The organism is Pseudomonas sp. TE36184 (assembly GCF_054060055.1).
Genome location: NZ_JBSSCU010000001.1, coordinates 1108442 through 1120755, shown reverse-complemented (window position 1 = coordinate 1120755; position 12314 = coordinate 1108442). Strand labels below are relative to the sequence as shown.

10 protein-coding genes are annotated in these 12314 nt (G+C 62.6%); 7 read left to right on the top strand and 3 right to left on the bottom strand.

Features of this window, described 5'->3' with window-relative positions:
• Nucleotides 1-14: 14 nt before the first annotated feature.
• From ACVWZP_RS05035 to ACVWZP_RS05005, 7 genes are all read left to right on the top strand, one after another.
• Nucleotides 15-1625 (top strand): ArnT family glycosyltransferase, encoded by a 1611-nt coding sequence (locus ACVWZP_RS05035; RefSeq protein ID WP_457370385.1) that lies wholly within the window; start codon nt 15-17, stop codon nt 1623-1625.
• Nucleotides 1626-1813: 188 nt separating this feature from the next.
• Nucleotides 1814-2524, top strand: a complete 711-nt coding sequence (locus ACVWZP_RS05030) for an HPP family protein (protein ID WP_017846254.1) — start codon at nt 1814-1816, stop codon at nt 2522-2524.
• Between the two features lie 233 nt (nt 2525-2757).
• Complete coding sequence (locus ACVWZP_RS05025; RefSeq protein WP_046383499.1) at nt 2758-4275, top strand: acyl-CoA dehydrogenase family protein; 1518 nt, start codon at nt 2758-2760, stop codon at nt 4273-4275.
• Between the two features lie 2 nt (nt 4276-4277).
• Nucleotides 4278-5903, top strand: coding sequence for a cytochrome P450 (locus ACVWZP_RS05020; RefSeq protein ID WP_301556180.1), 1626 nt, complete (start codon nt 4278-4280; stop codon nt 5901-5903).
• On the top strand, nt 5900-6745 hold the full coding sequence (locus ACVWZP_RS05015; RefSeq protein WP_017846257.1) for an alpha/beta hydrolase: 846 nt from the start codon (nt 5900-5902) through the stop codon (nt 6743-6745). Before ACVWZP_RS05020 ends, ACVWZP_RS05015 begins: the two co-directional genes overlap by 4 nt.
• 134 nt (nt 6746-6879) lie before the next feature.
• A complete protein-coding gene (locus ACVWZP_RS05010; RefSeq protein WP_046383501.1) occupies nt 6880-7983 on the top strand; it encodes an enoyl-CoA hydratase/isomerase family protein in 1104 nt (367 codons plus the stop codon).
• A gap of 3 nt (nt 7984-7986) precedes the next feature.
• Nucleotides 7987-9138 (top strand): acyl-CoA dehydrogenase family protein, encoded by a 1152-nt coding sequence (locus ACVWZP_RS05005; RefSeq protein WP_057004145.1) that lies wholly within the window; start codon nt 7987-7989, stop codon nt 9136-9138.
• A 63-nt stretch (nt 9139-9201) separates the two neighbouring features.
• Here ACVWZP_RS05005 and ACVWZP_RS05000 read toward each other — a convergent pair whose 3' ends face one another.
• Genes ACVWZP_RS05000 through ACVWZP_RS04990 form a run of 3 tightly spaced genes read right to left on the bottom strand, consistent with a single transcriptional unit; the run spans nt 9202 to nt 12308 of the window.
• Nucleotides 9202-9975, bottom strand: coding sequence for an enoyl-CoA hydratase (locus ACVWZP_RS05000; protein WP_017846260.1), 774 nt, complete (start codon nt 9973-9975; stop codon nt 9202-9204).
• Nucleotides 9976-9986: 11 nt separating this feature from the next.
• On the bottom strand, nt 9987-11114 hold the full coding sequence (locus ACVWZP_RS04995) for an acyl-CoA dehydrogenase (protein WP_017846261.1): 1128 nt from the start codon (nt 11112-11114) through the stop codon (nt 9987-9989).
• Between the two features lie 9 nt (nt 11115-11123).
• On the bottom strand, nt 11124-12308 hold the full coding sequence (locus tag ACVWZP_RS04990) for an acetyl-CoA C-acyltransferase (RefSeq protein ID WP_169865389.1): 1185 nt from the start codon (nt 12306-12308) through the stop codon (nt 11124-11126).
• Nucleotides 12309-12314 lie beyond the last annotated feature (6 nt).

Sequence of the window (12314 nt, the reverse complement as noted above, 5' to 3'; positions counted from 1 at the left end):
AAGTGAACGATCAAATGCCCCAACTGATGAACGCAGCGATCCGGCGCCAGTCGCTGGGGTTGGCGCTGCTGACGTTGCTGTTATTCATCGCCGGTAACTGGCACCAGGCAATCATCGGGTTTGACTCGCGCTTCGTGGTATTCGCCCAGGAGATGCTGCGCCATGGGCCGAGCTTCTTCCCCACGACCTACGGGCAACCGTATGCCGATTACCTGGCGACCTCGACGCTGATGACGTGGCTGCTGTCCTTGCCCCTGGGCCAGGTCAACAGCTTCACGGCCTGGTTGCCGACGTCCATCGCTTCGGCGCTGATCGTCATGCTGGTGTATCGCCTGACGGCGCCCTACTCCCAGCGTTGGGGCCTGCTGAGTGTTGCGCTGCTGTTGCTCAGCAGCACGTTTATCAGCGAAACCCGCGCTGTGTCGCTGGACCAGATGCTCGCGGCCGTGGCCCTGACGGTGTTCTACCTGGGTTATGCACATGATCACTTCGGCGCCGCCAAGCGCTTGCATTGGCTGTACCTGCTGTTGATCGTGGGCTTTGCGATCCGTGGGCCGATTGGCCTGGTGATTCCCACAGGCGTGCTGTGCAGCTACTTCCTGATCAACCGTCAATGGCGCCAACTGTTCAGCTTCGGCCTGTTGGCCCTGGCACTGCTGGGGGCGTGCGTCGGCCTGCTGTTGCTGCTGGCCAAGCTCAGTGGCGGCGAAGCGTTCATGCAGGACGTGATCCGCATGCAGTTCCTCGGGCGGATGGATGGCAGTGAAGGCTCCAGCGGTGCGTTGTATTACTTCAGCAGTTCCCTGGGCAATTACGCGCTGGCTTACCCGCTGGCGTTGCTGGTGCTGCTGGCGATAGCGCTGGGCGGCCGACGCGCACCTGATCCAGCGTTGCAGTTGGTGCTGTACTGCGCCGCGGCCGGCTTGCTGGTGATGCTCGGCTTGTCGGTGCCCCAGGCGAAGAAAGCGCGTTACGTGCTGCCGATGCTGCCGATGGCGGCCATTATTGCGGCGTATCCGTTTCAAGTCGCCCACGGCCGGTTGTTCGGCTGGCTGCGCGGTTTGATGCTGAGCCTGTGGACCGTGTTACCTGCGTTGCTGATCGCCGGGCTCTGGATGGCGCGCCCGCGTTACCCGGAGCAGTTGGCGCACATCGGCTGGGTGTTGGGCGTGCTTGGCGTGCTTCAAGTGCTGGCGTTGGTGGGGGTGTTCCAGGCACGCCTGCGCATGCTGGCGCCGGCGCTGACCGCGGTGCTGGCAGTATGGACCACCTATATTTGGGTGGTCGAGCCACTGGAGCGTAGCCTCTATGACACGCGTACCTTCAGTCTGCAAGTCCAGGCCCAGGTCCACCAGCAACCGGCGCCCGTCGTGCTGCATGCGCTGGGCAAAGATGCCAAAGCCATCAAGTTCATCGTCAACCTCGATTGCGACCGAGTGCCGTTATTCACACAGCAGCCCGCCGACCTGGCGACGTTGCAAGGCCCGGCGTGGCTGGTCATGAGCCAGGACGACTTCGAAGCGTTGCAAGACCCGCGATTGCGCTCGATCACACCGACGCTCACCGGCACATTCGACAAGAATCCCTACGTGCTGCTGCACTTGGACAAGCCCCTCCAACCTTGACTGCGCCGGCGGCAGCCGGCCAGTTGAGTCCATTATTTTTGTATTTAACCTGCATTAATATGCATTGGCGACCTTGCATCGCGCTCGGCACACTACGCAGGTTCCTCCCCCAAATGCAGGAACTTTCAAGGGCTTTTCCGGGAAACCAGACAAGCCTTTTTTTTGCCCGCTGTTTATGGAAGTTGTCGATGCTCGCTCGCTGGTTACCCGCCGCCATCAATACCCGCCCTGCCGAATGGAGCCGTGCCGCGATCGGCATGGCCTTGGGCACTCTGCTCAGCGTATGGGTCTGCGCCCAAGTGTTTGGCATGGAGGTCGCCCTGCACCTGCTTGGCCCACTGGGCGCGTCGGCCGTGCTGCTGTTTGCCGTTTCATCCGGCGCCCTGGCCCAGCCGTGGTCGATCATCGGCAGCTACCTGTGTGCGGCCGTGGTCGCGCTGTTGGTCGCGCGGGTCCTGGGGCGCACCTTGGGCAGCGCCTGCCTGGCAGCGGGCATGACCGTGATCCTGATCTGCTGGCTGCGCTGCCTGCACCCGCCCGCGGGAGGCCTGGCGATGACGCTGGTACTGGCCGATCCGGCCTCGGCGGCGCTCGGCTGGCAGGAACTGCCGGTGGTGATGCTCGGCGCCGGAGCGTTATTGACCTGTGCACTGGCCTACAACAATGCCACCCGCACGCGCTACCCCAAAGGTGCCAGCGAGTCGCCGACAGCGATCTTTAAGGATGCCAGGGCCGCACGCGATCCGGCGATTACCGCCGCCGACCTGAAGCTGGCATTGGCCGAGATGGAACAGTTCTACGATGTGGAACCCAATGAACTGGAACAGTTGATCCACGCCGCAGAAACCCACGCGCGCCGCCGCAGTATCGGTGAGGTGCTGGCAAGCCGTGTCAATTGAGCCCGTGCATGGCGCACGACGAGTGGCGTGTCCACAGAGTTGCGACGCAGTACACGGCGGCTAAAGTTCTAACTATGTCAGTGGTTCACTTGAGGTCTGGAACGCCGTAACCCAGTAGCGAAGACACGCAGAGTCTGGCTGAGGGTTACGGCATGAACGAATGTCTGCAACACCTGCTTCGCACCCCGTTATTTGCTGCTCGAGAACGTCACCACCTCCCCCTCAGGGCCTACATGGACCTGACCATCAGGCGTATGCACGCCATTTTCAATGCCGGAGTGATCAACAATGACATGTGGCTCGGCCAACCGGACGAATCACATTTCAGGGCGCTGTGCGAACAGATCGGCGTGATCGGCGCCTACGATTACGCACTGTATTCCTCGCTGGTCGACCACATGATTGCCGCCAACGCCTTACTGACCCAGGGCAGCCCGGAGCAAGTGGCGCGCTACCGCGATGAAGTCATTCAGATGCGCGCTGTGTATGCCTTTGGCTGCACTGAAATCGCCAGCGGCACCGACGTGCGTAACCTCAAGACAACCGTTACCTACGATCCTGCCCGGCACTGCCTGGTGCTCGACTCACCGTGCGCCGGCGCCTGTAAATACTGGATCGGCAACAGTTTGTATGCCGCCCAGGTGGCGATGGTACTCGCGCGATTGCAGGTCAATGGCGAAGACCAGGGGCACCACTGGTTTCGCGTGGTGATTCGCGACGCGGAGAACGGCCCGTTGCGCCCGGGTGTCAAGGTCATGGCTTGCGACCCCAAGGGCGGCATTCACGCCAATCAGGTCGGCGGTTTGCGCTTTTGCCAGATGCAGCTGGACACCGACGCCTTGTTGCAACGCCACGCCAGGTTTACCCGCAACGGCCAGTTCGTCAGCGACCTGCCCAAAAACGAACGCTTTATCAATGCACTGGAGACATTCCTTCAGGAGCGCCTGCTGTTGATGGCCGCCTCGCGCCTTGGTGCGGGATTGAGCGCGCACCTGGCCTATCAATTCGCCCGCCACCGCCTGACACAGGCCGGCCCGCTGCTGGGCAACCCGCTGTTTCGCCAGCGGCTGTACAACGTCCAGCTCAAGGCATTGGCCCTCAAGTATCTTGAGCAAGCCATCCTCGAACGCTTCGAAGCGCAATGGCCGCAGACCGAACGGCGCAAAGACCTGCACATTCTCGCGGCATTAAGCAAATGCATCGGCACCTGGATGGGCCTGGAAGTGATCGCCCAGTGCCGTGAGTTGTGTGGTTCACAAGGGTTTCACCACTACAACCAGATCGTCACCCTGCGCATGGACTTCGAGATCAGCCCGACATTCGCCGGGGACAACAGCGTGATGGCCTACCAAGTGATCAAGGATGCGCTGTCCCGTCCGCGATTTGACCGGGTCGCGCCCTGTAACCCGGGCCAGGCAATCGAGCGGAGCATTGTCCGGCAGTGCCGAGACGCCGGTGATTTTTCCCACCCGCAAGCGGTGGGGCTGACTTACGCCCGCGCCCTCGATCTGATCATTCAGGCGCTCGAAGGCCAGCCGCTCGAACCGGGCCTGCTGCGCGACTTGATCGCAGTGTTTGTCGCCTATTTGCACCGCTGGGGGCTCGCTCACGATGACGAACCGTGCGCCAGCATTGCGCGCATTGCCTGGCTCGGCGACTGGCTGAAGCCGCCTGACGAACTGGTCGACGCGCCTATCGCGAAAGCCGACTACATCCAGCAGTTCACCCGCGCATTGTATGAGGATCAATAACCATGAACCCTCAAGGCAAACCCGACTTCCGCGACCCCGACACGGTTCGCGATCCCTACCCGGCCTACGCGTTTCTACGCACCCATCATCCCGTGTATTGGAGTTCCCAGCACAAGGCGTGGATGCTGACTCGCTTCGATGACGTCTTCAAAGCGCAAAGCGACGCCGCGCGCTACTCCTCGGATCGGATACGTCAGTTGGTAAACGCGCAACTGCCACCCGAAAAACGCGCGATGTACGAGCCCTTTATTGAAAAAGCATCGCGCTGGATGTACGCCCAGGATGGCAAAGTCCATGAGGCCAGCCGCCATCTGCTCGGCCGCGCATTCACGCCGCGCTCGATTGAAGCGCTGCGGGCAGACATCCAGGCGGTTACCGATGAACTCCTCGCCACAGTGGGCCCTTCCGCCGAACTGATGAGCCGCCTGTTCAATCAGGTGCCGGCCAGAGTGCTGGCGATGCTCTACGGCATCCCCAAAAAAGATGCGCTCAAGCTGCGGCGCTGGACCGATGTGATCCTGATGTTTCTGGTCGGCAACCTTGACCCGGCGAATACTCCCGGCGCCGCCGCGCAAGGCCTGGAGGAGATGTACGCCTACTTCGGCAACCTGATCGAGCGACGCCGACAGGCCCCGCGTGACGACTTGGTCAGCCGTGTCATCGCCGCCGCCGGCCCCGACACGAGCACAGATGATCTGCTGGCCCAGGTGGCCTTTGTTCTGGTGGCTGGCTACACCACCAGCGCCGATATGCTGGGCATCGGCCTGTGGTACTTGTTGACCAACCCTGCCCAGTTGAACGCACTGCTGGCCGATGGTTCGTTGATGAAACCCGCGATCGAAGAAATGCTGCGCATTGATCCGTCGGGGCAGTTCAGCCATCGCGTCGTGACGCAAGATATCGAGCTCAGAGGCCAGACCCTGCGCAAAGGCGATCTGGTGTACCTGATACGTGCCGCTGCCAACCGCGACCCGGAGCACTTCGCCGACCCGGACCGCTTCAACATTCAACGCGCGAAAAACGACCACCTGGCCTTTGGCCGTGGCGTGCATTTCTGTCTGGGCCCGGCGCTGTTCCGGCTGGAGGCCGAGGTGGTGTTCAGCAGCCTGCTCAAGCGCTTCCCGAACCTGCGCCTGCAGGAGAAAAAGCCGCCGGTGTGGCGTACCAGTAACCTGCAGTTCCGCGGCTTGAAGACCCTCCACGTCGAACTTGAACCGATTCCAAAGGGCGCATCGATCCAGCGCTGCTTTTCCGCCGCCCCCTGGGAGAAAAATGGCGGTTACTGCCGTGCCTTGCGCGTCGGTGAAACCATCGTCACCAGTGGCACGGTAGCCTTCGACGACCAGGGCAACCCCTACGCCAGCGACGATGTGTACTTACAGACCCGTCGCTGCCTGGAAATCATCGAAGCGGCGCTTAAACGGCTGGGCACCGATCGCACCCGAGTGATTGCCACACGCATGTACACCACCAACGTGAAGTGGTGGCCGCAAATCGCCCAAGCGCATAAGGAGTTTTTCGAGGGCTGCGAACCGACCACCATGTTGTTGGGCGTCAAGGCGCTGATAACCCCGGACTACCTGGTGGAAATCGAAGCCCAGGCACAGGCACCGGAGGCCAGGCCATGAGCCCCGAGCAGGCACGCCGGGAAGTGCGTGATGCGGTGGTGATGGATGTCAGCGACCTGACCCTGGCCACACCGGGGCAGCCGGTGGCCGTGAGGCTGTACCGGCCGGCCCGTCCTGCGCCGGCCGCGGTGCTGATGTATTTCCACGGTGGGGGCTGGGTTACAGGCGACCTCGATACCCACGACAGCTTTTGCCGGGTGATGGCGGAGTGGGCCGGCTGCGCCGTGGTGGCGGTGGACTACCCGAGGCCACCGGAACAACGCTTCCCCGCCGCGGTAAAAAGCTGTTATGCCGCCACGGTCTGGATCGCCCGCCACGGTGCCAGCCTGGGCTTGGACACTCGGCGCATCGCCGTGGCGGGCGGTGGCTCGGGCGGCGGGCTTGCCGCGGTGATCGGCCAAATGGCCAGGGACCTGGGCGAGGCGCACATCGGTTTTCAATTACTGCTCTACCCGCTTCTCGACTGCCTGGCGCGCAATCGTTCCCGACATGACTTCGCCACAGGCTTCGGGCTGACGGCCGAATTGCTGGAGTGGTACGTGAGCCACTACGTACCCGCCGATACGCCGCGGGCGCATCCTTGGCTTTCACCCGCCCGCGATCCGTGCCTGCAGGGCTTGCCTGCGGCCTTGATCATCACCGCCGGCTGCGATCCGCTGCGCGATGAAGGGCGCGCCTTCGCGCGACGCTTGAAAACCGCCGGGGTGCCGGTGCGGCACAAAGAGTACCCAGGCATGCGCCACGGGTTTATCAACCACCCCGCTGCCGAGCCTGCGGCCAGGCGGGCCGTGCTGCTCTGCGCCGAGGCTCTGGCCGGCTATTTTCATCCTTCGGCGGCCTGATCGCCGGTTCTGCATAAATGCAAAAACGACCTGCATGATTCCGGGTTGTACTGGGCAAATTTGCACTGGTACGATCGCGGGAGCGTTCGTCCCCGAACATATTGATAAAGAACAATAAAAGCAGGGAGTTACAGATGACTGCTCAGGTTTCATCCGAGGCAAGCCACGCCGACAGGCTTCAGCAAGAGGTTCTGGCCGACGTTCGCAACCATATTGGCCACCTTACCCTCAATCGCCCCGCCGGCTTGAACGCCATCACCCTGAACATGGTTCGCAGCCTGACCGAACAGTTACAGGCCTGGGCAGACGATCCCCAGGTGTACGCCGTGGTCCTACGCGGAGCCGGTGAAAAAGCCTTCTGCGCCGGCGGCGATATTCGCTCGCTTTACGACAGCTTCAAGAACGGCGACAGCCTGCACCAGGATTTCTTCGTCGAGGAATACGCCCTCGACCTGTCCATCCACCATTACCGCAAACCGATACTGGCCCTGATGGACGGTTTTGTCCTCGGCGGCGGCATGGGCCTGGTGCAAGGCGCGGATCTGCGCGTGGTCACCGAACGCAGCCGCCTGGCGATGCCGGAAGTGGCGATCGGTTACTTCCCCGACGTCGGCGGCAGCTACTTCCTGCCGCGCATTCCTGGCGAACTGGGCATTTATCTGGGCGTTACCGGCGTGCAGATTCGCGCGGCCGATGCGTTGTACTGCGGGCTGGCGGACTGGTACCTGGACAGCACCAAGCTGGCCGACCTCGACCAGAAACTCGATCAACTGCAATGGCAAGACTCCCCTCTCAAGGACCTGCAAGGCGTGTTGGCCAAGCTGGCCGTGCAACAACTGCCGGACGCCCCGCTCGCCGCCTTGCGCCCCGCTATCGATCATTTCTTTGCCTTGCCGGACGTGCCGAGCATTGTCGAACAACTGCAGCAAGTAACCGTCGCCAACAGCCATGAATGGGCGCTGACCACGGCCAACCTGATGCAAACCCGTTCGCCGCTGGCCATGGCCGTGACCCTGGAAATGCTGCGGCGCGGGCGCCGTTTGCGGCTGGAGCAGTGTTTCGCCCTGGAACTGCATCTGGATCGCCAGTGGTTCGAGCGTGGCGACCTGATTGAAGGCGTCCGCGCCCTGATCATCGACAAGGACAAGAGCCCGCGCTGGAACCCGTCGACGCTCCATGGACTGGACCCGAGCCACGTGGAAAGCTTCTTCCACAACTTCACGCAGGTTGCGAGATAAGCCATGCAAGATATTGAATATACTGAAGAACAGATCATGATTCGCGACATGGCGCGCGACTTTGCCCGTGGCGAAATCGCCCCTCACGCCCAGGCCTGGGAAAAAGCCGGCTGGATCGATGATGCCCTGGTGGCGAAGATGGGCGAACTGGGCCTGCTGGGCATGGTGGTGCCGGAAGAATGGGGCGGCACCTATGTCGATTACGTAGCATATGCCTTGGCTGTGGAAGAGATTTCCGCCGGCGACGGTGCCACAGGCGCCCTGATGAGTATCCATAATTCAGTGGGTTGCGGGCCAATCCTCAACTACGGCACACCTGAACAGAAACAAACCTGGCTGGCCGACCTCGCCAGCGGCCAGGCCATCGGCTGCTTCTGCCTGACCGAACCGCAGGCCGGCTCCGAAGCCCACAACCTGCGTACCCGTGCCGAACTGCGCGACGGCCAGTGGGTGATCAATGGCGCCAAGCAGTTTGTCAGCAACGGCAAGCGCGCCAAGTTGGCGATTGTGTTTGCGGTGACCGATCCGGAACTGGGCAAGCGCGGCATTTCTGCCTTCCTGGTGCCGACCGACACGCCGGGGTTCGTGGTCGACCGTACCGAACACAAAATGGGCATCCGCGCCTCGGACACCTGTGCCGTCACCCTCAACCAATGCAGCGTGCCTGAGGCCAACCTGCTGGGTGAGCGTGGCAAAGGCCTGGCGATTGCGCTGTCCAACCTGGAAGGCGGGCGCATCGGCATTGCCGCTCAAGCCCTGGGCATCGCCCGTGCTGCGTTTGAAGCGGCGCTGGCGTATGCCCGCGACCGCGTGCAGTTCGACAAGGCCATCATCGAGCACCAGAGCGTGGCCAACCTGCTGGCCGACATGCAAACCCGGCTCAATGCCGCACGCTTGCTGATCCTGCACGCCGCACGCCTGCGCAGTGCGGGCAAGCCGTGCCTGTCGGAAGCGTCCCAGGCCAAGCTGTTCGCCTCGGAAATGGCCGAAAAGGTCTGCTCCTCGGCGATGCAGATTCATGGCGGGTATGGGTATCTGGAGGATTATCCGGTGGAGCGCTACTACCGCGATGCGCGGATCACGCAGATCTACGAGGGCACCAGCGAGATTCAGCGGATGGTGATTGCACGGGAGCTGAAGAACTACCAGCTCTGACTGACACACCACAAACCCCCTGTGGGAGCGTCCCACAGGGGGTTTGTGGCGTTTATAAGCTGCTTACTGGTCTTTGAATTCAGGCGCACGCTTGGCCACAAATGCCGCCATGCCTTCCTTCTGATCCTGCGTCGCAAACGCCGCATGGAATACTCGACGCTCAAAGCGCACGCCTTCCGACAGGCTCACTTCAAACGCCCGGTTCACGCTTTCCTTGACCATCATGCTGATCGGCACCGACTTGCCGGCAATCAGCGTGGCGACTTTCAGCGCCTCTTCGAGCAGTTCATCGGCCGGGACAATACGCGCCACGACCCCACAACGCTCGGCTTCCACCGCATCGATAAAGCGCCCGGTCAGGCACATTTCCATGGCTTTGGCCTTGCCCACGGCGCGGGTCAGGCGCTGGGTGCCGCCCATGCCCGGCAGCACGCCGAGGTTGATTTCCGGCTGGCCGAACTTGGCGCCGTCGCCCGCCAGAATGAAGTCGCACATCAGCGCCAGCTCACAGCCGCCGCCCAGGGCGAAGCCGTTGACGGCCGCGATGATCGGCTTGCGACGGTTGGCCACGCGATCGGCTTCGCTGAACAGGTCGTCGATATAGATCCGCGGGTAGGTCAGCTCGGCCATTTCCTTGATGTCGGCGCCAGCGGCGAAGGCTTTTTTCGAGCCGGTCAGCACGATGCAGCCGATTTCAGGGTTGCGTTCCAGGGTGTCCAGCGCCTGATTCAACTCGTTGATCAGTTGTGCGTTCAACGCGTTCAGGGCTTGCGGGCGGTTGAGGGTGATCAACCCGACACGGCCCTGCACGTCGAGCAAAATAGTTTCGTAACTCATGTAATGGCTCCTTAAAGATTGCGTGAGATGACCATGCGCTGAATATCGCTGGTGCCTTCGTAAATCTGGCAGACCCGCACATCGCGGTAGATCCGCTCCAAGGGGAAGTCGCTCAGGTAACCGTAACCGCCCAAGGTTTGCAAGGCGGCGGAGCAGACTTTCTCGGCCATTTCCGAGGCGAACAGCTTGGCCATGGACGCCTCGACCAGCGCCGGTTTGCCGCTGTCACGCAGGGCGGCGGCGTAATGCACCATTTGCCGCGCGACGGCGATTTGCGTGGCCATGTCCGCCAGGCGGAAGGCCACGGCCTGGTGTTCGATCAAGGGTTTGCCAAAACTTTCGCGCTCGCGGGCATAGTCGCGCGCCGCTTCAAAGGCGGCGCGGGCCATGCCCACCGATTGCGAGGCAATGCCGACACGCCCGCCTTCGAGGTTGGCCAGGGCGATGCGGTAGCCTTCGCCCTCCTCCCCCAGACGATTGGCGAGCGGCACCTTGACGTCTTCGAACAGGATCTGGCAAGTGTCCGACGCATGCTGGCCCAGCTTGTCCTCGACCCGCGCCACCGTGTAGCCCGGCGAATCCGTCGGCACGATAAACGCGCTGATGCCGCGCTTGCCCGCCGCCGGGTCGGTGACGGCAAACACAATCACGATGCCGGCGTTTTGCCCGGAGGTGATGAATTGTTTGCAGCCGTTCAACACATAGTGGTCGCCTTCGCGGCGCGCACGGGTTTTCAGGCTGCTGGCATCGGAACCGGCCTGCGGCTCGGTCAACGCGAAGGCGCCGAGCATCGCGCCGCTGGCCAGGGGCTTGAGGAACTGCTCTTTCTGCTGATCGTTGCCGAACGTGAGGATCGGCACGCAGCCCACCGAGTTGTGTACGCTCATGATGGTCGAGCAGGCCCCGTCGCCGGCGGCGATTTCTTCCAGGGCCATGGCGTAGGCCAGGTAGCCGGTGTCGCAACCGCCCCACTGTTCCGGCACCAGCATGCCGAAGAAGCCCAGTTCGGCCATTTCGCCGATGGCCTCCTTGGGAAAGCGGTGCTCGCGGTCCCATTCGGCCGCGAACGGTTTCAGGCGTTCCTGGGCGAATTGTCGGGCCGCGTCGCTGATTTGCAGTTGTTCGTCATTGGGCAGCATGTTCAATCCTTAATACAGGCATTCGACCGCCATGGCCGTGGCTTCACCGCCGCCGATGCAGATGGCGGCGACGCCACGCTTGAGGCCTTTCTGGCGCAGGGCCGACAGCAGCGTCACCAGAATCCGCGCGCCTGAGGCGCCGATCGGGTGGCCCAGGGCACAGGCGCCGCCATGAATGTTGACCTTGTCGTGGGGGATCTCCAGCTTGCTCATGGTGACCAGGCTGACCACGGCAAAGGCTTCGTTGATTTCGAACAGGTCCACGTCGCCCAGGTTCCAGCCGGTCTTGCTCATCAACTTGCGGATCGCCCCCACCGGCGCCTCCGGAAACAGGCCCGGCTCATCGGCAAACGCCGCATGCCCACGGATCACCGCCAAGGGTTGCAGCCCGCGCTTGTGCGCCTCGGACTGACGCATCAGGAGCAAAGCCGCCGCACCGTCGGAAATCGAGCTGGAGTTGGCCGCAGTCACTGTGCCCCCTTCACGGAACGCCGGTTTCAGGCTGGCGATCTTCTCCGGCTTGGCTTTGGGCGGTTGCTCATCATGCAGGATGGTTTTTTGCTCCTTGCCCACTGTGACCTGCACCGGGACGATCTCGGCCGCGAAGCTGCCATTGCTGATCGCGGCTTGTGCGCGGCTCAGGGATGCAATGGCAAACGCATCCTGGGCCTCGCGGGTAAAGCCGTTATGTTGTGCGCAGTCTTCGGCAAAGGTGCCCATCAGGCGGCCTTTGTCGTAGGCGTCTTCCAGGCCGTCGAGGAACATATGGTCGAGCACGCGGCCGTGGCCCATGCGGTAGCCACTGCGTGCGCGGTCCAGCAGGTACGGCGCGTTGGACATGCTTTCCATGCCGCCGGCAATCACCACATCAACGCTGCCGGCCAGCAGCGAGTCATGGGCAAGCATCGTCGCCTCCATGCCCGAGCCGCACATTTTGTTGAGGGTGGTGCAGCGGGTGGCCTTGTCCAGCCCGGCGCCAAGCGCGGCCTGGCGTGCCGGGGCCTGGCCGAGGCCGGCCGGCAGTACACAGCCGAACAGCACTTCATCCACGGCATCGCTGGCGATGCCGGCACGCTCGACGGCGGCGCGAATCGCCGCGGAGCCCAGTTGCGGCGCGGTCAGGCCTTTGAGATCGCCCTGGAACCCGCCCATGGGGGTGCGTGCGGCGCTGACAATTACGATGGGATCACTCATGACGCT